An 18,570-nucleotide genomic window follows, 5' to 3' on the forward strand; every position below is an offset into this window, starting at 1 on the left:
CCGGGCCCGGTTCGCTGCGAGTTCACCAAGAGCAGTCGGAGCGTTTCAGAAGAGGTCGGGTGACGGGGTCGACGCGTACCGCACTGCGACGTCCGCGTGCCGGTCGAAGCGGTAGCCGACGCCGCGCACGGTCCGGACGATCTCCTCGAAGGCGCCGAGCTTGGAGCGGAGGCGACGGACGTGCACGTCGATGGTGCGCTCGTTCGGGGTCTCGTCCTCGCCGTCGGACCACAGGCCCTCGATGATCGCGGAGCGGTCGACGGTCTGGCCCTCGCGGAGGACCAGGAACTGCAGGAGCTCGAACTCCTTGTAGGTCAGGGGCGCGGCTTCACCGTCGAGGGTCACGCGCTTCCGGGAGATGTCGATGACGACGCCCGTCTCCTCGGGTTCGGGCTTCTCGGCCTGCTTGCGGGCGGCCACCGCGGAGCGGTCCTGCAGTGCGAGGCGGACGACGTCGACGTCGCGGCCACCGGAGTGCTCGGCGGCGACGGCGACGGCCGCGTAGGTCTCGGACGACGGGACGAGCTGGGCGGTGAGTGCCTTGAGCTGCTCGACGACCGCGGCCAGGGTCGTGCCGGCGGCCGCGGCCTTGGCTTCGTCGATGCCGACGTACAGGGCGAAGCCGCGAGCCTCGGTGCCCTCCGGCAGGGCGCGGTTCCGCTGCGGCGCGACCACCGGGCTCGTCGGCGCGGTGGCCGGTCCGCTCGCGGCCGGGGAGACGGGTCGCGGGCGGATCGGCGTCACGGTGCCGAGGTCGGTCGGGGTCGGTACTGAGCGGAGCGCGGTGCGGGGCTGGGCGATGGTGAGCGACATGGTGGTTCTCCGGGCGGTGTGGCCGGTGCGCGGGTGGGCGGTGGCCGGTGTCGAATGCGTCATCCCGGGTACGGCGGTACGCCGATGTGCCCTGCGGTCCTGCTGCGGACCGGGGCCGACCCGGGGGAACGGGAGACAGACCTCGTGACGTGGTGCGCGTCGCCGACGGTGTCCGTCACCCGGGGATCACGCTCGCGCGACGGGGGTGGTGTCGCGGGGGATCCGGCTGGAACGGGTGCCGATCAGGCACACATTCGACAACGCATGACCGACATGGTCGGCATCATCGTGCCGACGGTCCCCACTGCCCCTGCGGAGGAGCACGCCTCGGAGAGGACGCGGGTGGACACGGTTGCAGTCATGTGACGAGTATCTGCGGTATACCAACGCGGTGTCAACCGTCCGCACGGACGGTGCGGTGAGCGCGACCGCACGGACGACAGGAGGCGCGGTGCCGACCGGCACCGCGCCTCCTGTCCGTGGGGTGGTCGCTACTCGGCCAGGCCGTAGAGCCGGTCGCCGGCGTCGCCGAGACCCGGGACGATGTAGCCGTTCTCGTCGAGCTTCTCGTCCAGCGCGCCGAGGACGATCGAGACGTTGCGGTCGCCGACGGCCTGCTCGACCATCGCGAGGCCCTCTGGCGCGCCGAGGATGCACACGCACGTGACCTCCTGCGCACCGCGGGCGAAGAGGAAGTCGATCGCAGCAGCCAGGGTGCCACCGGTGGCGAGCATCGGGTCGAGCACGAAGCACTGGCGCCCGGTCAGGTCGTCGGGCAGGCGCTCGGCGTAGGTCTGCGGCTCGAGGGTCTCCTCGTTGCGGGCCATGCCGAGGAAGCCGACCTCGGCCGTCGGGACGAGCTTGACCATGCCCTCGAGCATGCCGAGTCCGGCACGGAGGATCGGGACGACGAGCGGGCGCGGCTTGGCGATCGCGACGCCCATGGTGTGCGCGACCGGTGTGTCGATCGGCGTCGCCGTGACCCGGACGCCCCGCGTGGCCTCGTACGCGAGGAGCGTGACGAGCTCCTCGGTCAGGGCGCGGAACGTGGGGGAGGGCGTCGTACGGTCGCGGAGCACCGAGAGCTTGTGGGTGATGAGCGGGTGGTCGGCGACGTGGACTCGCATAGGGTCGAGCCTAGCGTGCCGTCGACCGTCAGGAGGTCCCGTGGAGGAGCCAGCAGCCCGCCCGTTCGTCCCGGCGATGGAGCGCGCGCTCGACGAGGCTCGACGGTGCCTGGAGACCGACGACGTGCCGGTCGGCGCCGTGGTGCTCGACCGCGACGGGGCCGTGGTCGCCACCGGCCGGAACGAGCGCGAGGCGCGGCAGGACCCGACCGCCCACGCCGAGGTCCTCGCACTGCGTGCCGCCGCGGCGGTGACGGGGGACTGGCACCTCGAGCAGCACACGCTCGTGGTGACGCTCGAACCGTGCCCGATGTGCGCCGGCGCGGTCATGGCCGCGCGGGTGCCCCGGGTCGTGTTCGGCGCGTGGGACCCGAAGGCCGGTGCCAGCGGCAGCGTCTACGACATCGCCAGGGACCGCCGGCTGCCGCACCGCTCCGAGGTCATCGGCGGGGTGCTCGAGGCGGCATGCGCCGAGTTGCTCGACGCCTTCTTCAGTCCGCGGCGAGGATGACGATCGCCTCGGTCGGCGGCTGCGGACCGGTGCGCAGGACGTCCGGCTCGACGTAGATCACCCGGGCGATCGGCACGGCGCTCCGGACCCGCTGCTCGACGGTGTCGATCCCCGCGGCGACGTCACCGAGCCGGCGGTCCCCGTCGACGGCGACCTTCACGCCGACCATGAGCTCGTCCGGCCCGAGGTACAGGGTCTTCAGGTGGATGATCGCGTCGACCTCGGGGCCGTCGAGCACCGCCTGCTTGATGCGCTCGACGTCGGCGGCTGTGGCGCCCTCGCCGACGAGCAGGCTCTTCGTCTCGATGCCGAGCACCACTGCGACGGCGATGAGCAGCGCCGCGATGAGCATGGTGCCGATCGCGTCGAACACCCCGTTGCCGGTGATCGCGGTCAGGCCGACGCCGAACAGGGCGAACACCAGGCCGAACAGGGCAGCGGTGTCCTCGAGCATCACGACGGGCAGCTCCGGGGCCTTCGCGCGGCGGACGAACTGCACCCAGCTCTGCGAGCCCTTCTGCGGCCGGGCTTCCTTCAGGGCGGTGCGGAGCGAGAAGCCCTCGAGCCCGATGGCGATGACGAGCACGACGAGGGGCAGCCACCAGTTCTCGAGCGGGTGCGGGTGGGCGAGCTTCTCGATGCCCTCGTAGAGCGAGAACACACCGCCGACCGAGAACAGGATGATCGAGACGACGAACGCGGACACGTAGCGTTCACGGCCGTAGCCGAAGGGGTGCTCTTGATCCGCGGCGCGTCGGGCCTTGCGGCCACCGAGCAGCAGCAGGAGCTGGTTCGCCGAGTCGGCCAGGGAGTGCACACCCTCGGCCAGCATCGACGCGGAGCCGCTGATCGCCGCCGCGATGAACTTCACGATCGCGATGCCGATGTTGGCACCGAGTGCGGCGAAGATCGCCTTCGTGCCTCCGGAAGCGCTCACAGCTGTCCCCTTCTCGTGGTCTGCGACACGATCCTAGGCGGGTGGCGTCGGTAGGGTCGGGAGCATGACGATCGACCTGCCCCGCACCGCCCTGCTCGGGGTCGGTTCCATGTCCGGCGCGGTCCTCGACGGCCTGCTCGCCGCGGGACTCGACCCGGCCACCGTGACCCTGACCACCAAGTCCGAGGCATCCGCAGCGGCCCACCGTGAGCGCGGTCTCGACGCCACGGCGAGCGACACCGACCCGGACGCCAACCGGGCGGCGGTCCGCGGAGCCGCCCTCGTCGTGGTCGGCGTGAAGCCGTACATGATCGCGGACCTGCTCGACGAGGTCGCCGGTGCCCTGGAGCCCGGCGCCGTCCTGGTCAGCGTCGCCGTCGGCACCACCACCGCGAGCATGGAGGCACGGGTGCCCGCCGGTGTCCGGGTCGTCCGTGCCCTGCCGAACACCCCGATCGGCGTCGGCCACGGCGTCACCGGCATCAGCGCGGGTACCTCGGCCGACGCCGAGGCCGTCGCGCTTGCGTCGTCGGTGTTCACCGCCTCGGGCCAGGTCATCGAGGTGCCCGAGTCGCAGCTCGACGCACTGTCCGCGGTGTCCGGCTCCGGTCCCGCCTACGTCTTCCTGCTGGTCGAACAGTGGCAGCGTGCCGCCGAGGAGCTCGGGTTCAGCCACGAACAGGCGGCGACGATGGTGCAGGGCACGGTCCGGGGCGCCGTCGAGTTGCTCGAGCGCTCCGGCCGCGAGCCCGCCGACCTGCGCCGTGCGGTCACCAGCCCGAAGGGCACGACGGAGCGTGCCGTCGCGGTGCTGCAGGACGCCGACCTGGCGGACACGCTGCTGCGCGCGTCGCGCGCCGCGATCGCACGTGCCGAGGAGATCGCCGCGTCGTAGCGCAGCGCAGCGCCGGGGTGCGGTGCGGACGCTGCCCCTCCCTCGCAGGCTCGGTCGGCGCGGCCCGCGGTGCCGCTGGCGCGGCACCGCTGAGCGGGCCGCGCTATTCGTACGCGGCGAAGCGCTCCAGGTCGCTCTCCGAACCCGAGACGATGATGACGTCGTCCTCGCCGATGACACTGTCCGGCGTCGCCGGCACGAACGGGCTGCCGGGCGGCTTGATGCCGAGCACCGTCAGGCCGAAGCGGGTCCGGATGACCGTCGTGGCGAGGTCCTTGCCGCGGACCGCGCGCGGCGGGAACATCTTGACCACGGCGAAGTCGTCGTCGAACTCGATGAAGTCGAGCATCCGGCCGGAGACCAGGTGCGCCGTGCGCTCGCCGGCCTCACGCTCCGGGTAGACGACGTGGTTCGCGCCGATGCGGGACAAGATCGTGCCGTGCGACCGGCTGATGGCCTTCGCCCAGATCTGCGGGACGCCGAGGTCGACCAGGTTCGCCGTGATCAGGACGCTCGACTCCAGGTCACTGCCGGTGCCGACGACGGCGATGGCGAAGTCCTGTGCGCCGATCTGGCGGAGCGCGTCGATGTCGGTGGCGTCCGCCTGCACCGCGTGGGTGACCCGGTCGGACCACTTCTGCACCAGCCCGGCGTCGGTGTCGACGACCAGCACCTCGCGGTCCTGGCGTTCGAGCTGGCCGGCGGTGGCGGCACCGAAGCGACCGAGCCCGATGACCAGGACGGGAGCGTCGTGACTGATGGCACCGTGCTGGTGCGACGAACGGGTGCGGTCAGCCAACGATCGGCCTCTCCTCGGGACGGCGGAACAGTTGCCGGCTCTGGCTGGCGGCCAGGGCAGCGGCGATGGTCACTGTACCGACCCGGCCGAGGAACATGGTGGCGGCGAGGACGTACTTGCCCGGTTCGGGCAGGTCCGCGGACACACCGGAGGACAGGCCACTGGTCGAGAACGCCGAGATCACCTCGAAGAGCACGCGGTCGAGCGAGTCGTCGGTGATCTGCAGGAGCACCACCGTCGCGACCGCCACGATCGTCGCGCCCCAGAGCACGATGGCCACCGCGACCCGCAGGACGTCGCTCGGGATCCGGCGGCCGAAGGCCTCCATGCTCTGACGACCGCGGGCCTCGGCGACGGCGGCCAGGAACAGCACCGCGAGGGTCGTGACCTTGATGCCACCGGCGGTCGAGGCGGACCCGCCGCCGATGAACATGAGCATGTCGGTGACGAGCAGGCTCGAGCCGTTGAGCTGGTCGAAGTCGACGAGCGAGAAGCCACCCGACCGGGTCATGGTCGACAGGAAGAGTGCCTGGAACGCGGTGCGCCCGGCGCCTTCCTCGCCGAAGGTCGTCGGGTTCGACGCCTCGAGCGCGATGTAGACGGCCGCGCCGCCGAGGAGCAGGACCGCGCTCGTCGCCAGGGTGAGCTTGACGTGGATCGGCCAGCGGCGCGGGGTGCGCAACTGCTTCGTCAGGGCACGGATCACCGGGAACCCGATGGACCCCGCCACGACCCCCACCATCAGGAGCGACAGGAACCAGTAGTCGTGGGCGAACGGGTCCAGGCCGTCGGCGTTGGGCGAGAACCCGGTGTTCGTGAAGGCCATGGCCGCGTAGTAGAAGGAGTCGCCGACCGCGGTCCAGAACGGGATGCCGGCGATGAGCACCGACGGCAGGAGCAGCAGCCCGAGGACGATCTCGATCGACAGCGTGCTCACCGCCACGGTCGCGAGCAGGGTGCCGACCTCGCCGAGCCGGACGGCCTGGCCCTCGGGCACGGCGCCGTGGTGGGTGCGGAGCGGGTTCGAGTCGCCGGCTGCCATCAGCTTGGCGCGCAGGCCGAGCTTGCGGGTGACGAACAAGCCGAGGATCGACGCGAAGGTCAGCACGCCGACGGCGCCGATCTGGGTGCCGATGACCACCAGGACCTTGCCGAACACCGACCAGTGCGTCGCCATGTCGACCGTGGACAACCCCGTCACGCAGACCACCGACGCGGCGGTGAACAGGGCGTCCGCGAAGTGGGTGCTGCTGCGGTCCGCCGTGGCCCACGGCGTCATGAAGAGCACCGTGAACAGGAAGATCAGCGCGATGAACACGACGATCGCCAGCCGGGACGGTGACGAGCGGAGCACCGTCGCGATCCGGCTCGCCCGTCGTCGGCCGACACCCACGTGGTGCGGGATCGGCTCGGTTCGGTCGAGCATGCGTATGCCTCCGAGGACATGGGCCGGGACGGTTCGTCATGGTACATCCGTGGTGCCCCGGCTAGCCTTGCCACCATGGCCGACATCTTCTCCGTCGTGGCGGACCCGACCCGGCGCGAGCTGCTCGGCACCCTGCTGTCCGCCTACGGTTCGGACGTCACCGGCGGGGAGCTCAGCGTCGGCCAGCTCGTCGAACGCCTCGGGGTCAGCCAGCCCACGGTGTCGAAGCACCTGCGTGTCCTGCGTGACATCGGTCTCGTCACCAGCCGTGAAGAAGGGCAGCACCGCTACTACCGACTCGACCCGGAGCCGCTCGTGCGCTTGGAGGAGTGGGTCCTGCCGTTCACGGGGGCGGTCGACGCCGACGGCACCCCGGCCACCACGGCGTGGACGCCGGACGGCCAGCCCGTGTCGATCCGCCGGAACGGTGCGGCCGGCAAGGCGACGGTGGAGGTCGGCACCGAACTCGGTCGCGTCATGGCGGAGGCGTCGTACCGGGCGACCGCCGCGATCTCCGGCGCGCAGCAGGGCTGGGAGCGCGTCGTCGACCGCAGCCGCAAGCGCTTCACCCGTCGGGGCGACGAGGACTGAGTCCCGTCACACCCGCCGGCGAGCACCTGGCGAGGGTCGGTGCGCGCTGCTCGGACTGATCCTGGACACCGGGTCGCACGCGCCTCTACAGTTGCCACTGACCACACAGGTCACACCACTGGCGTGCGCAGCGCGTGCGAGCCCCGAAGGCGGACCATGACCGGCAGTTTCGACGATGTGCGCTTCCTCACCGTCGCTGAGGTCGCCGAGATGATGCGCGTCTCGAAGATGACCGTCTACCGGATGGTGCACGCCGGGGAGCTCCCCGCGATCCGCTTCGGCCGCTCCTTCCGCGTCCCCGAGTCAGCCGTCGCCGACGTGCTGCGCGGTGGTGTGGCGGACGTCGGCTGAGCGCGCGTTCGACATCACAGCGGGCAGCCGGTAGACTCGGGCAGGTTGATTTTCCGCGGTCTCTTCGGCCCGGTGTCCGTACATCAGCATCAGTCCGAGCGAGGTCCACATGGGTTCTGTCATCAAGAAGCGTCGTAAGCGCATGGCGAAAAAGAAGCACCGCAAGCTCCTTCGCAAGACGCGTCACCAGCGACGCAACAAGAAGTAGATCCTCAACAGGTCTGCGCAGGTCGAAGGACCTGCACGAGAAGCCCCGGTTCGCCGGGGCTTTTGCGTTCCCGGGCTACGCTGGGACCATGCCCGCAGTGACGTTCCTGACGAAGCCCGGATGCCACCTGTGCGACGACGCCCGGCCCGTGGTCGAACGCGTCGTCGCCGACCACCCGGGGGTCACCCTGCAGGAACGCTCGATCCTCGACGACGACGCCCTCCGCCAGGAGTACGCGGAGGACATCCCCGTGGTGCTCATCGACGGGCGCGTCCACAGCAACTGGCACGTCGACGCCGACCGGCTCGCACGTGCCCTCGAGAAGGCCGGTTCCCCCGCATGATCTCCCACGTCGTCGCCTGGACCCTGCGCGAGGACCTCGACCGCGCCGCGTCCATCGCCCGGATCCGTGAGCTCCTGACCGGCCTCACCGGCACCATCGGGTCGATCCGTTCGCTCGAGGTCGTCGAGAACGTCGCCTACCCGGAGAAGAACAGCGACGTCGCGGTCGTCGCCACCTTCGACGACCTCGCCGGACTCGACGAGTACCAGGTGCATCCGGCGCACCAGGCCGCGGCAGCCGAGATCCGCGACCTGGTCACCGCGCGGGCCGCCATCGACTGGCAGAGCTGAGCCGGGCCTCCCGTCCCGCCCCGGCGCTGCGTGCGTTGCGTGCGTCCAGTGAGCAGAAGAGGTCGCCTCCGATTTCCGGAGGCGACCTCTTCTGCTCACTCGCTGGTGACTACGGGGTCAGGCGCGTCGGGCCACGGAACAGGTACGTGACCTCGCGGATCGACGGCTCACCGAGCATGAGCATCAGCACGCGCGCGAGGCCCATGCCGAAGCCGCCGTGCGGCGGGACGCCGTAGCGGAAGAAGTCGAGGTACCAGCCGAGCTCCTCCGGGTCGAGACCCTTCTCGACGGCCTGCGCCTCGAGCACGTCGACACGGTGCTCGCGCTGGGCACCTGTGGAGATCTCGGCGCCGTTGAAGATGAGGTCGTAGCTGTTGGTGACCGACGGGTCGCCGGGCTTCCGCATGTGGTAGTACGGCCGGATCGAGGCGTCGTACTCCGTGACGAAGACGAACTCGGAGCCGTGGTGCTCCTTCGCCCAGGCGGCGACGCGGCGCTCGCCCTCGGGGTCCAGGTCGCCGTCGGCGCGGACGACGTCGTAGCCGCTGTCGGCGACGATCTTGCGCGCGTCGGCCAGGGTCACGCGGGGGAACGGCGTCGCGGGGACCTGCAGCTCGAAGCCGAAGACCTCTTCGATGTCCTTGCCGTACTTCTCCTTGACGGCGGTGATGCCGGCGACCAGGACCGCTTCGTGCATCGCCATGACGTCCTCGTGGGACTCGATCCACGAGAACTCGGCGTCGACGCTGGTGAACTCGGTGGCGTGACGGCTCGTGAACGAGGGGTCGGCGCGGAAGGCGTCGGCGATCTCGAACACGGCACCGAAGCCGGCCGGCTGCGCCATCTGCTTGAAGTTCTGCGGCGACTGGGCCAGGTAGGCGGTGGTCTCGAAGTACTCGAGCTGGAACAGTTCGGCGCGCGACTCGGACGCCGACGCCATCAGCTTCGGGGTGTGGATCTCGATGTAGTCGCGGTCGACCCAGTACGTGCGGAACGCGTGCTCGAGCGTCGTCTGGATGCGGAAGATCAGGTTCTGCTTGCGGTTGCGCAGGTCGAGGAAGCGCCAGTCGAGACGCTTGTCGAGCGACGAGTCGTCGGCGATCGGGGTCTCCGGGATCGCGGCGCTCACCACCTGCAGCGCACCGATCTTGACCTCGAGCCCGCCGAGCTTCACGCGCTCGTCGTGCTTCAGCGTGCCGGTGACGTGCACGAAGGTGCCGTGCGCCAGGCCGGAGATCTCGTTGGTGGTCGCGAGCGCGGACTGTGCGGCGTCGTCGCCGTCCTCGGCCTCGCGCGTCGCCGGGTTCACGAGCTGGACGGCGCCGGTCTCGTCGCGCAGCACGACGAACTGCACCTTCTTCTGGTCTCGGACGGTCTCGACCCATCCGGCCACGGAGACGGGACCGTCGGGGAGGGCTGCCAGGTCGGCGATGCGGGTGCGTTCGATCACGGTGGTCGAGTCTAACCGCCTGCGTCTGGGGGCGTGGGCGGCAGCGCTCCTCCCTCAACAGGGCCGCCCGCGTCCGGCGTTCTCCACCGATGGCCGGGAGGCCCGTGGCGGCGTGCGAGGACTCCCTAGCGTTGTCGACGTGGCCGGGTCGCGGGACGAGAGGGGACCGGGTGGGGACGGGGACGGGGGAGCTCGCGACCTGGCCGCCTGCGGCGGTCGCGGTGGTGGTGGCGGCGCTGTGCACTGCGGCGTTCACACTGCTCGCGGCGTTCGTCGGTGGGCTGTGGGCGGTCATCCGGTGGCGGCGGGACGTCGGGCGGGAGCAACGGGACCGCTGCTGGGCGCGGTTGACCGTGGTGTTCGACCTGATCACCGCGGCCGAGGTCGGGCGTCGCGAGATCGGCCGGAATCTGGCGCAGGCGATGTACGACATGCAGAAAGTCCCCACCGGAGAAGAACCCGCTGCAAGGGTGTTGGCGGAACTGTTCATCGAGAAGAGGAGACAGTGATGACGACTCGTCTGCGCCGTGCCTGGCGAGAGCTGGTGCGGAAGGAGGACACGGTTCCCGTGGAGCGGCCGTACATCGGTCCTGCGCCGGGCGAGAGCCCGTGGGACTGGGCGCAACGCGGGGCGATCGACTGGCAGCTCCATGTCGAAGAAGGGGAGCTGAAGCTCGAACTCGAGCGGCAGCGCATGCGTGCCAGGGTGCTCGCCGAAGACGGCGCGACGTCAGGGGAGCGAAGCGCGGAGTGACCCGAGGGTGCCGATGAACTCCTCGGCCATGCCGGCGCGCTCGACGAGCTTCGCGTGGCGGGTGCGGGCGTCGTCCAGGTACGCATCGAGACGTGCAGCCAGCGCGGGTTCGTCCTCGGGGTCCTTCGCCGCGAGGGCATCGACCACACGGAGCAGCTCGGCCATCTCGTCGAGCGTGAACCCGAGCGGCTTCATCCGGCGGATCACGAGCAGCCGTTCCAGGTCCTGCGCGGTGTACACCCGGAACCCGCCGGTGGTGCGGCCGCTCGGCACGAGCAGCCCGACCTCGTCGTAGTGCCGGATCGTACGCAGGGACATGCCGGCGCGGTCGGCGAGTTCGCCGATGTGCATCGTGTCGGGGACGTCGCTGGTGCTCACGGAGCGCGACTCTACCCTCACGTGAAGGTAGAGTTCCGAACGATGTCCGTGATCACACACGCGCCGACGGCCCCGAGCGTCCTCGCCGCCCTCCGCTCGCCCCGCATGCTCACCCGGGAGGTCCTGGCCGGCATCGTCACCGCGCTTGCCCTCATCCCCGAGGCGATCTCGTTCTCCGTCGTCGCCGGCGTCGATCCCGCGGTCGGCCTCTTCTCGAGCGTCATCATCGCGATCGTGATCTCGATCGTGGGCGGTCGACCCGCCATGGTGTCCGCCGCCGCCGGTTCGGTGGCGCTCGTCATCGCGCCGCTCGTCCGACAGCACGGGATCGAGTACCTGGTGCCCGCGATCGTCCTGGGCGGGGTGTTCCAGCTCCTGCTCGGGTTCCTCGGGGTGGCGCGGCTGATGCGCTTCATCCCGCGCAGCGTCAACGTCGCGTTCGTGAACGCCCTGGCCATCCTCATCTTCACCGCCCAGCTGCCGAACCTGCTCGGCGACGACGTCCCGTTCATCGTCTGGCCGCTGACGGCACTCGGCATCGCGATCATCGTCGGGTTCCCGTTCCTGACGAAGGCGATCCCCGCGCCGCTCATCGCGGTGGTCGTCATCACCGGCATCACGATGGTGTTCAGCGTGGCCGTGCCGACGGTCGGCGACGAGGGGGCACTGCCGACGGCACTCCCCGGCTTCAACGGCATCGTGACGCCGTTCAGCTTCGAGACCCTGCAGATCATCGCGCCCTACGCGTTCGGCGTCGCGATCGTCGGCCTGATCGAGACGCTGCTCACCGCGCAGCTCGTCGACTCCATCACCGAGACCGGGTCGAGCAAGTGGCGCGAGTCGTGGGGCCAGGGCGTCGCGAACATCGCGTCGGCGTTCTTCGGGGGGACCGGTGGGTGCGCGATGATCGGCCAGACGGTGATCAACGTGAAGACCGCGGGCGCCCGGACGCGCATCTCGACCTTCACTGCCGGCGTCTCGGTGCTCGTCCTGACGATCGTGCTCCACGACCTCGTCGCCCAGATCCCGATGGCGGCCCTGACGGCGGTCATGCTCATGGTCTGCGTCGCGACCTTCGACTGGCACAGCATCCGGCCGCGCACCCTGCGGCGGATGCCGCTCGGTGAGACCGCGGTCATGCTCATCACCGTCGTGGTGGTCGTCGTGACCGAGAACCTCGCCACCGGGGTGCTCGTCGGTGTGGTCGTGGCGGCTCTGGTCTTCGCCCGACGGGTGGCGCACGTGGTGACCGTGGTGCGCGAGCCGGTCGACGACCGCACCGTGCGGTACCGGGTCCGCGGGGCGCTGTTCTTCGCCTCGTCGAACGACCTCGTCACGCGGTTCTCCTACGCAGAGGACCCGGAGCACATCATCATCGACATGGCCGACGCCCACGTGTTCGACGCGTCCACGGTCGCGGCGCTCGACGGTGTCGAACAGCGGTTCGCCAAGCACGGCTCGACGGTCGAGGTGGTGAACCTCAACACGGGGTCGATCGCGCTGCACGGACGGCTGTCCGGAGAGCTCGGCGGCTGAGTGCTTCCGCATCCGGTGAATCTCCTGAGGGGGCGGTGGGAACCGCGGGCGACCTACACTGGAACCCATGCCCGCGACCCGTCTCCACCTCGTCCGGCACGGAGAGGTGCACAACCCGGGCCGCGTCCTCTACGGCCGGCTCCCGGGCTTCGGGCTGAGTGACCTCGGCGCGCAGATGGCCGAGGCCTCAGCGACCGCCTGGAAGGACGCCGGCATCGACGTCCGTCGGGTCGTCGCGTCCCCGCTGCAGCGCACGCAGGAGTCCGCCGCGCCCTGGTCGGCGGCCTACGGGCTCGACGTGACGCTCGACGAGCGGCTGATCGAGCCGACCAACCGCTACGAGGGGCAGCCCCCCGGGTTCACGAAGCGCTCGCTCGGCCGTCCGGCGGAGTGGCCGTGGATCGCGAACCCCCTGCGCCCCAGCTGGGGCGAGGCGTACGAGTCGATCGCGAACCGCATGCTCGCGGCGATGACCACGGCGTGGGAGAGCGTCGACGAGGGCGACGTCGTCCTGGTCAGCCACCAGCTGCCGATCTGGATGGTCCACCGGAAGCTCGCGGGGGAGCCCCTGTGGCACGACCCGCGCAAGCGTCGCTGCGACCTGTCGAGCATCACCACCGTCGAGCGTGTGCCCGCCACGTCGAGCGGTCGGTTCACCGAGGTCGGGTACGCGGACCCCGCGCAGGAACTGCGCGCGACCGCCGTCGACGAAGGAGCAGTGTGAAGACCACGACCAGCAGGAAGCGCATCGCGACGATCGCGGCGACGGTCGTCGTGGCCGCCCTCGCCCTGGCGGGGTGCTCGACGGACAACAGCGACCTCGCGAAGCAGTACGGCAACGGCACGACCCAGAACTACATCTCCGGTGACGGCGCGGTGACCGAGGTCTCCGCGAAGGACCGCACCGACCCGGTGACCTTCCGGGCCGAGGACTCGAACGGCGACACCGTCTCGTCGAAGGACCTCCGGGGCAAGGTCGTCGTCCTGAACTTCTGGTACGCCAGCTGCCCGCCCTGCCGTGCCGAGGCGAAGTACCTCAACGAGGTGCACGACGAGTACGCCGACTCGGACGACGTCGCGTTCATCGGCGTCAACGTCCGCGACGAAGCAGCGACCGCGGCCGCTTTCGAGCGCACCTTCGACGTGCAGTACCCGACCGTCCTCGACCAGCGCACGGGCACGATGCAGCTCGCGATGTCCGGGCAGATCGCGCCGAACGCGGTGCCTGCGACGATCGTCCTCGACACCAAGGGGCGCGTCGCTGCCCGCGTCCTCGGTGCGGTCGACGGCACGGGCATCCTGAAGACCCTGGTCAGCGACGAGCTCGACGCCGGCAAGGCCTCCTGACCCGTGGCCTCCAACCCCTTCGCCGACGCGATCCTGAGCGGCCAGATGGCCGTGGCGCTGCCCGTGGCGGCGCTCGCCGGGCTCGTGTCGTTCCTGTCCCCGTGCGTGCTGCCGCTCGTGCCTGGGTACCTCGGGTACGTCGGCGGTGTCGCCGAGGGCGGGCAGCGTCGGGGTCGTGTGGTGCTCGGTGTGCTGCTGTTCATCGTCGGGTTCACCGCGGTGTTCGTGGCGTACACGACGGTGTTCGGGGCACTCGGCTTCTGGCTCGTCCGCTGGCGTGACCTCATCACGCAGGTCCTCGGGGTCGTCGTCATCGCGATGGGCCTGGTGTTCGTCGGACGGTTCACGTTCCTGCAGCGCACCATCAAGCCCAGCTGGACCCCCGCGACGGGGCTGCTGGGCGCACCGCTGCTCGGCATCGTGTTCGGCCTCGGCTGGACGCCGTGCCTCGGCCCGACCCTCGCGGCCATCAACCTGCTCAGCGTGCAGTCGGGCAGTGCCTGGCAGGGCATGTGGCTCGGTGTGGCGTACTGCCTCGGGCTCGGCATCCCGTTCGTCCTCGTCGCGCTCGGCGCCGGCTGGGCCACGGGAGCCATCTCGGCGGTGAAGCGTCACATGCGCACCGTCAACATCATCGGAGGAGCGATCCTGATCGTCATCGGTCTGCTCATGGTCACCGGAATCTGGTCGGCCGTCATGTCGAGCGTCGGGGCGGTGATCCAGAGCTTTGTCCCCGCGGTCTGACCCGAACGAGCACACCCCGACGGGCGCAGGCGACGGAGCCGACACCGCTTCGGACCCGCAGCGACCGTCCGACCACGTCGACGGCTCCGGCCCCACCGACGGCGGCGTCAACCAGCCGAAGCTCGGCTTCGTCGGGTACCTCCGGTTCTTCTGGCGGCAGCTGACGAGCATGCGCACGGCGCTGTTCCTGCTCATGCTGCTGGCCCTCGCGGCGATCCCGGGTTCGCTCGTGCCGCAGCGCACCGCCGACCCGAACGGCGTCGTGCAGTACAAGGCGGACCACCCGCAGCTCTTCCCGGTCCTCGACAAGCTCCAGGTCTTCGACACCTACACCTCGGTGTGGTTCTCGGCGATCTACCTGCTGCTCTTCGTCTCGCTCATCGGCTGCATCGTGCCCCGCACGAAGCACCACTGGCAGGCCCTGCGCACCCGTCCGCCGAAGACGCCCGCGCGTCTGACGCGACTGGCGGGATTCCGCACCGTAGCGGTGCAACCGGACGCGATGGTCGACGGCACCACCGGGATCGACCCGGCCACGGGCCTCCCGTCCGCCGAGCACGCGGTGACGCGCGCGATGGCGATCCTGAAGCGCTCCGGGTACCGCGTCGAACGGTTCGGCGACTCGGTGAGCGCGGAGCGCGGCTACCTGCGCGAGACCGGCAACCTGGTGTTCCACTCGGCCCTCGTCGGGGTGCTCCTGGCGGTCGGTGTCGGCGGTGGCTTCGGCTTCACCGGTCAGCGTCTGCTGGTGGAGGGCCAGACGTTCTCCAACGTGCTCGGCTCGTACGACTCGTTCAACCCCGGGCGCTGGTTCCAGCAGACCGACCTCAAGGGCTACAACCTGACCCTCGACAAGTTCGTGACGAAGTACGAGGAGCGGAACCTCGACGCCCTCGGCCAGGCGCTCGACTACTCGGCCACCGTCACGAGCACCGAGAAGGGCGGCGAGCCGAAGACCAGCCGTCTCGGCGTGAACGACCCGCTGCACGTGGGTGGCACCAACGTCTACCTGCTCGGCAACGGCTACGCGATGCAGGTCACGGTGCGCGACGGCGACGGCAACGTGGCGTTCAAGGACGTCGTGCCGTTCCTGCCGCAGGACGCGAACTACACCTCGCTCGGCGTGATCAAGGCCCCGGACGCCAAGCCGGACCAGCTCGGGATCCGCGGGTTCTTCTACCCCACGGCGGTGAAGAACGCGAGCGGCGCCTACACGTCCTCGTACCCGGACACCGAGAACCCGCTCCTGACGCTGCAGGTCTACACCGGCGACCTCGGCCTCGACGACGGCGTGCCGCAGAGCGTGTACACGCTCAACACCGGCGGGCTGAAGCAGATCGCCGGCACCGACGCATCGACGGCGAGCCTCGCGCTGAAGCCGGGGCAGACGAAGAAGCTCCCGGACGGTGCCGGATCGATCACGTTCGACGGCGTCAAGCGGTACGTCTCCCTCGACGTGCACCACGACCCGTCGCAGCTGTGGGTGGGCGGGTTCGCCCTGCTCTCCACCCTCGGTCTGCTCACCTCGCTGTTCGTCCCGCGCCGTCGCGTCTGGGTGAAGGTCGTCCCGCGCAAGGACACGCAGGGCGGCGAGTACGACCTCGAGTACGCCGGCCTCGCACGCGGCGAGGACCCGAACCTCGAACGGGCCGTCGCGGACATCGCACAGCGCCACACGTCGGACCTCGGAGTTAGGATGCCCCAGTGAACGACATGACCACGAACCTCGCGACCTACTCGGTCGTGCTCACGTACTCCGCGATGGCGGTGTACGTGGTCGCGTTCATCTCGTTCGCCCTCGACATGGCCAAACGCTCCGGCGAGGTCACGGCCGCCGCGAAGAACGCGGGCGCCGACGACAGCTCGGCGGGTGCGGCGAGCGCTTCTTCCGCACGCGCGGCGAAGACCGTCGCGACCGTCCGGGGCGGCACCGTCGTGCTCGAGCAGGTCGCCGCGCCGCCAGCGGGCGGTTCGTCCGGCCGCAGCACGAAGTTCGAACGCGTCGGCATGGCGATGACGATCCTCGCGCTCGTCCTGCACGTCGCCTCGGTCGTCCTCCGCGGCATCGCGGCCGACCGTGTCCCGTGGGGCAACATGTTCGAGTTCTCGCTGACGGGCACGGCGCTGATCACGCTGATCTTCCTGCTCGTGCAGTTCTGGCAGAACCTGAAGTTCCTCGGCGTCTTCATCACGGGCCTGACGATCATCCTGCTCGGCATCGCGACGGTGAACTACTGGGTCCCCGTCGTCCCGCTGCAGCCGGCCCTGCAGTCGTACTGGCTCGTCATCCACGTCTTCGTGGCGATCTCCGGCACCGGGTTCTTCGCGCTCGGGGCGGGGCTCGCGGTGGCGCAGCTCGTGCAGACGTACCGCCAGGGCCGCACCGCCTCCGGCAAGCTCCGCTTCATGGCGACCCTGCCCGACGCCGACCGGCTCGAGGTCCTGACCTACCGCGTCCTGCTCGTCGGCTTCGTCCTCTGGACCTTCACCCTGATCGCCGGTGCGATCTGGGCCGAGCGTGCCTGGGGTCGGTACTGGGGCTGGGACACGAAAGAGGTCTGGACCTTCATCATCTGGGTCGTCTACGCGGGCTACATCCACGCCCGTGCGACCCGCGGCTGGCGCGGTGCGCGGTCGTCCTGGCTGGCCTTGATCGGCTTCGCCGCGGTGATGTTCAACTTCTCGGTCGTGAACGTCTTCTTCAAGGGCCTGCACAGCTACTCGGGTCTGTGAACCACGCGGCTCGCTGATGCGGCCCTGGTCGCGACCACGGCCGGACGGGAGGCGCGGTGCCAGCTGGCACCGCGCCTCCCGTCCGTCGTTCGGTCGCGTCCACGGACAGGAAGACGCCGTCGTGTCGGCTGGACGCCGCGTCCTCGGCGAGACGCCGCCGTTCCCGGCGGCGTCTCGCCGACTCGGCGGCGCCGAACGGAGACGACGGCGTTCTGCGGAGACGACGGCGTCTTGCGGAGACGGCGGCGTCTTGCGGAGACGACGGCGTTCTGCGGAGACGACGGCGTCCCGCGCCCGGAGCTACTCGGCAGCAGCTGCGGCCAGCACGGTGTGCACACGTGCCACCCGCTCGCGCCACCACGCGGTGCGTTCCGGCGACGCGGCGTACCGCTCGACCATCTCCGCCGCGACGTCCACCCGACGCACCGGCACGCGGCCGTCCACCGGCAGCAGGGGCTCCGCCGTCACGTCCCCGGCGAACATCGCCGCCGTCCCGAGGCCCGCGGCGTACCCCGGGGTCATCGCCGCGGCGGCCAGGAACGCCCCCATCCCGAGTCCGACCGACGTGTCGAGCGCACTCGAGACGACGCACGGCAGCCCGGCGTCGGCGATGACCGCGCCCGCCGCGGTGATGCCCCCGAGCGGCTGGGCCTTGACCACCAGGACGTCGGCGGCACCGGCCCGGGCGACCGCGAGGGGGTCGCTCGCCTTCCGGACGCTCTCGTCCGCGGCGATCCGCACCCCGAGGCCGGCGATCCGCGTCCGGAGCTCGGCGAGCTCGGGCACCGTGGCGCAGGGCTGCTCGGCGTACTGCAGGTCGAACGGTGCGAGCCGCTCGAGTGCCGCGGCTGCCTGCTCGACGCTCCACAGCCCGTTCGCGTCGACGCGGACGGAAGCATCGGACCCCATCACCCGGCGGACGGCCGCGACACGGGCGACGTCGTCGTCGACGGTGGTGCCGGGCTCCGCGACCTTGACCTTCGCGGTGGCGCAGCCGGGGTAGCGGGCGAGCAGGTCGGCGACGTCGTCGGCGGCGATCGCCGGGACGGTGGCGTTGACCGGCACGGAGTCGGCGGCCGGCTCGTGGTCGGTCCACCCGAAGTCGACGGTGGCGCGCAGCCATGCCGCTGCCTCGGCGTCGTCGTACTCGACGAACGGCGAGAACTCCGTCCAGCCTGCGGGGCCACGCAGCACGACCGCCTCGCGCGTGGTGATGCCGCGGAACCGCACCCGCATGGGCAGGGCCACCACGTGCGCGTCGGCGAGGAGTTCGGCGAGGTCGGGGAGCACGTCCGCCATCCTCCCACCGCACCCAGGTCGCCCGCCGGTTCCTCGGA

At 70.5% G+C, this 18,570-nt stretch carries 23 protein-coding genes; 15 read left to right on the forward strand and 8 right to left on the reverse strand.

Going from position 1 to position 18,570, the window contains the following annotated elements; translation table 11 throughout:
* Positions 1-45 precede the first annotated feature (45 nt).
* Both QRN30_RS10160 and upp read right to left on the reverse strand, forming a co-directional pair.
* Entirely contained in the window at positions 46-813 is a 768-nt protein-coding gene (locus tag QRN30_RS10160) for a winged helix-turn-helix domain-containing protein (RefSeq protein WP_017888571.1), read from the reverse strand.
* Positions 814-1,304: 491 nt separating this feature from the next.
* The gene (gene upp, locus QRN30_RS10165) at positions 1,305-1,940 is read right to left on the reverse strand and encodes a uracil phosphoribosyltransferase (protein WP_017888572.1); all 636 of its coding nucleotides are present in this window, start codon (positions 1,938-1,940) and stop codon (positions 1,305-1,307) included.
* Between the two features lie 76 nt (positions 1,941-2,016).
* Between upp and QRN30_RS10170 the strand changes: the two genes are divergently transcribed.
* Positions 2,017-2,451 carry a nucleoside deaminase gene (locus tag QRN30_RS10170; protein WP_042538238.1) on the forward strand — a complete coding sequence of 145 codons (435 nt, stop codon included), beginning with the start codon at positions 2,017-2,019 and terminating at the stop codon, positions 2,449-2,451.
* Here QRN30_RS10170 and QRN30_RS10175 read toward each other — a convergent pair.
* Positions 2,432-3,388: a cation diffusion facilitator family transporter gene (locus QRN30_RS10175; RefSeq protein WP_274006551.1), complete on the reverse strand. Its 957-nt coding sequence runs from the start codon at positions 3,386-3,388 to the stop codon at positions 2,432-2,434. The two genes, QRN30_RS10170 and QRN30_RS10175, sit on opposite strands and share 20 nt — an antisense overlap.
* 64 nt (positions 3,389-3,452) lie before the next feature.
* Here QRN30_RS10175 and proC point away from each other — a divergent pair, with 64 nt between their 5' ends.
* Positions 3,453-4,283, forward strand: a complete 831-nt coding sequence (gene proC / locus QRN30_RS10180; RefSeq protein ID WP_284761045.1) for a pyrroline-5-carboxylate reductase — start codon at positions 3,453-3,455, stop codon at positions 4,281-4,283.
* A 103-nt stretch (positions 4,284-4,386) separates the two neighbouring features.
* On the opposite strand, the gene QRN30_RS10185 is transcribed toward proC, so the two are convergent.
* Together QRN30_RS10185 and QRN30_RS10190 are read right to left on the reverse strand one after the other, a co-directional pair.
* A complete protein-coding gene (locus QRN30_RS10185; RefSeq protein ID WP_017888576.1) occupies positions 4,387-5,082 on the reverse strand; it encodes a potassium channel family protein in 696 nt (231 codons plus the stop codon).
* Positions 5,075-6,508 carry a TrkH family potassium uptake protein gene (locus tag QRN30_RS10190; protein WP_017888577.1) on the reverse strand — a complete coding sequence of 478 codons (1,434 nt, stop codon included), beginning with the start codon at positions 6,506-6,508 and terminating at the stop codon, positions 5,075-5,077. Before QRN30_RS10190 ends, QRN30_RS10185 begins: the two co-directional genes overlap by 8 nt.
* A gap of 75 nt (positions 6,509-6,583) precedes the next feature.
* Here QRN30_RS10190 and QRN30_RS10195 point away from each other — a divergent pair, with 75 nt between their 5' ends.
* The 5 genes from QRN30_RS10195 (at position 6,584) to QRN30_RS10215 (ending at position 8,291) form a co-directional block, all read left to right on the forward strand.
* Positions 6,584-7,099, forward strand: coding sequence for an ArsR/SmtB family transcription factor (locus QRN30_RS10195; protein ID WP_017888578.1), 516 nt, complete (start codon positions 6,584-6,586; stop codon positions 7,097-7,099).
* A gap of 156 nt (positions 7,100-7,255) precedes the next feature.
* Positions 7,256-7,450, forward strand: coding sequence for a helix-turn-helix domain-containing protein (locus QRN30_RS10200; RefSeq protein WP_017888579.1), 195 nt, complete (start codon positions 7,256-7,258; stop codon positions 7,448-7,450).
* Positions 7,451-7,559: 109 nt separating this feature from the next.
* Positions 7,560-7,658, forward strand: coding sequence for a 30S ribosomal protein bS22 (locus QRN30_RS10205; protein ID WP_003792170.1), 99 nt, complete (start codon positions 7,560-7,562; stop codon positions 7,656-7,658).
* An 88-nt stretch (positions 7,659-7,746) separates the two neighbouring features.
* The gene (locus QRN30_RS10210; protein ID WP_042538082.1) at positions 7,747-8,001 is read left to right on the forward strand and encodes a glutaredoxin family protein; all 255 of its coding nucleotides are present in this window, start codon (positions 7,747-7,749) and stop codon (positions 7,999-8,001) included.
* On the forward strand, positions 7,998-8,291 hold the full coding sequence (locus tag QRN30_RS10215) for a Dabb family protein (RefSeq protein ID WP_017888581.1): 294 nt from the start codon (positions 7,998-8,000) through the stop codon (positions 8,289-8,291). The genes QRN30_RS10210 and QRN30_RS10215 overlap by 4 nt, the downstream gene beginning before the upstream one ends.
* 109 nt (positions 8,292-8,400) lie before the next feature.
* On the opposite strand, the gene aspS is transcribed toward QRN30_RS10215, so the two are convergent.
* Entirely contained in the window at positions 8,401-9,741 is a 1,341-nt protein-coding gene (aspS, locus tag QRN30_RS10220) for an aspartate--tRNA(Asn) ligase (RefSeq protein ID WP_017888582.1), read from the reverse strand.
* A gap of 170 nt (positions 9,742-9,911) precedes the next feature.
* Between aspS and QRN30_RS10225 the strand changes: the two genes are divergently transcribed.
* Positions 9,912-10,250, forward strand: a complete 339-nt coding sequence (locus tag QRN30_RS10225) for a hypothetical protein (protein ID WP_284761046.1) — start codon at positions 9,912-9,914, stop codon at positions 10,248-10,250.
* Complete coding sequence (locus QRN30_RS10230; RefSeq protein WP_139179824.1) at positions 10,250-10,495, forward strand: hypothetical protein; 246 nt, start codon at positions 10,250-10,252, stop codon at positions 10,493-10,495. Before QRN30_RS10225 ends, QRN30_RS10230 begins: the two co-directional genes overlap by 1 nt.
* Here the strand turns inward: QRN30_RS10230 and QRN30_RS10235 are convergent.
* Positions 10,472-10,873 (reverse strand): MerR family transcriptional regulator, encoded by a 402-nt coding sequence (locus tag QRN30_RS10235; RefSeq protein WP_371830321.1) that lies wholly within the window; start codon positions 10,871-10,873, stop codon positions 10,472-10,474. The genes QRN30_RS10230 and QRN30_RS10235 overlap by 24 nt on opposite strands.
* 42 nt (positions 10,874-10,915) lie before the next feature.
* Here QRN30_RS10235 and QRN30_RS10240 point away from each other — a divergent pair, with 42 nt between their 5' ends.
* From QRN30_RS10240 to ccsB, 6 genes are all read left to right on the forward strand, one after another.
* On the forward strand, positions 10,916-12,409 hold the full coding sequence (locus QRN30_RS10240) for a SulP family inorganic anion transporter (protein WP_017888586.1): 1,494 nt from the start codon (positions 10,916-10,918) through the stop codon (positions 12,407-12,409).
* A 67-nt stretch (positions 12,410-12,476) separates the two neighbouring features.
* Positions 12,477-13,133 carry a histidine phosphatase family protein gene (locus QRN30_RS10245; RefSeq protein ID WP_017888587.1) on the forward strand — a complete coding sequence of 219 codons (657 nt, stop codon included), beginning with the start codon at positions 12,477-12,479 and terminating at the stop codon, positions 13,131-13,133.
* A complete protein-coding gene (locus tag QRN30_RS10250) occupies positions 13,130-13,756 on the forward strand; it encodes a TlpA family protein disulfide reductase (protein WP_017888588.1) in 627 nt (208 codons plus the stop codon). The genes QRN30_RS10245 and QRN30_RS10250 overlap by 4 nt, the downstream gene beginning before the upstream one ends.
* Positions 13,757-13,801: 45 nt before the next feature.
* Entirely contained in the window at positions 13,802-14,500 is a 699-nt protein-coding gene (locus tag QRN30_RS10255; RefSeq protein ID WP_042538234.1) for a cytochrome c biogenesis CcdA family protein, read from the forward strand.
* On the forward strand, positions 14,484-16,208 hold the full coding sequence (resB, locus tag QRN30_RS10260; RefSeq protein ID WP_284761047.1) for a cytochrome c biogenesis protein ResB: 1,725 nt from the start codon (positions 14,484-14,486) through the stop codon (positions 16,206-16,208). Before QRN30_RS10255 ends, resB begins: the two co-directional genes overlap by 17 nt.
* Before the next feature lie 5 nt (positions 16,209-16,213).
* Positions 16,214-17,233 carry a c-type cytochrome biogenesis protein CcsB gene (gene ccsB, locus QRN30_RS10265; RefSeq protein WP_214584991.1) on the forward strand — a complete coding sequence of 340 codons (1,020 nt, stop codon included), beginning with the start codon at positions 16,214-16,216 and terminating at the stop codon, positions 17,231-17,233.
* Positions 17,234-17,533: 300 nt separating this feature from the next.
* Here the strand turns inward: ccsB and QRN30_RS10270 are convergent, their stop codons facing one another.
* Positions 17,534-18,532 carry an o-succinylbenzoate synthase gene (locus QRN30_RS10270; RefSeq protein WP_214518818.1) on the reverse strand — a complete coding sequence of 333 codons (999 nt, stop codon included), beginning with the start codon at positions 18,530-18,532 and terminating at the stop codon, positions 17,534-17,536.
* Positions 18,533-18,570: the final 38 nt, after the last annotated feature.

This window comes from Curtobacterium sp. MEB011, assembly GCF_030209655.1.
Taxonomy (GTDB): Bacteria; Actinomycetota; Actinomycetes; order Actinomycetales; family Microbacteriaceae; genus Curtobacterium; species Curtobacterium poinsettiae.

Excerpts from the sequence above, each read along its gene's own strand:
- QRN30_RS10195 (WP_017888578.1), top strand. The coding sequence starts at position 6,584 with ATGGCCGACATCTTCTCCGTCGTGGCGGACCCGACCCGGCGCGAGCTG.
- QRN30_RS10230 (WP_139179824.1), top strand. The coding sequence starts at position 10,250 with ATGACGACTCGTCTGCGCCGTGCCTGGCGAGAGCTGGTGCGGAAGGAG.
- QRN30_RS10240 (WP_017888586.1), top strand. The coding sequence starts at position 10,916 with ATGTCCGTGATCACACACGCGCCGACGGCCCCGAGCGTCCTCGCCGCC.
- QRN30_RS10170 (WP_042538238.1), top strand. The coding sequence starts at position 2,017 with ATGGAGCGCGCGCTCGACGAGGCTCGACGGTGCCTGGAGACCGACGAC.
- QRN30_RS10200 (WP_017888579.1), top strand. The coding sequence starts at position 7,256 with ATGACCGGCAGTTTCGACGATGTGCGCTTCCTCACCGTCGCTGAGGTC.
- QRN30_RS10205 (WP_003792170.1), top strand. The coding sequence starts at position 7,560 with ATGGGTTCTGTCATCAAGAAGCGTCGTAAGCGCATGGCGAAAAAGAAG.
- QRN30_RS10190 (WP_017888577.1), bottom strand. The coding sequence starts at position 6,508 with ATGCTCGACCGAACCGAGCCGATCCCGCACCACGTGGGTGTCGGCCGA.
- QRN30_RS10215 (WP_017888581.1), top strand. The coding sequence starts at position 7,998 with ATGATCTCCCACGTCGTCGCCTGGACCCTGCGCGAGGACCTCGACCGC.
- QRN30_RS10255 (WP_042538234.1), top strand. The coding sequence starts at position 13,802 with ATGGCCGTGGCGCTGCCCGTGGCGGCGCTCGCCGGGCTCGTGTCGTTC.
- QRN30_RS10160 (WP_017888571.1), bottom strand. The coding sequence starts at position 813 with ATGTCGCTCACCATCGCCCAGCCCCGCACCGCGCTCCGCTCAGTACCG.
- proC (WP_284761045.1), top strand. The coding sequence starts at position 3,453 with ATGACGATCGACCTGCCCCGCACCGCCCTGCTCGGGGTCGGTTCCATG.
- QRN30_RS10245 (WP_017888587.1), top strand. The coding sequence starts at position 12,477 with ATGCCCGCGACCCGTCTCCACCTCGTCCGGCACGGAGAGGTGCACAAC.
- upp (WP_017888572.1), bottom strand. The coding sequence starts at position 1,940 with ATGCGAGTCCACGTCGCCGACCACCCGCTCATCACCCACAAGCTCTCG.
- QRN30_RS10270 (WP_214518818.1), bottom strand. The coding sequence starts at position 18,532 with ATGGCGGACGTGCTCCCCGACCTCGCCGAACTCCTCGCCGACGCGCAC.
- ccsB (WP_214584991.1), top strand. The coding sequence starts at position 16,214 with ATGACCACGAACCTCGCGACCTACTCGGTCGTGCTCACGTACTCCGCG.
- QRN30_RS10210 (WP_042538082.1), top strand. The coding sequence starts at position 7,747 with ATGCCCGCAGTGACGTTCCTGACGAAGCCCGGATGCCACCTGTGCGAC.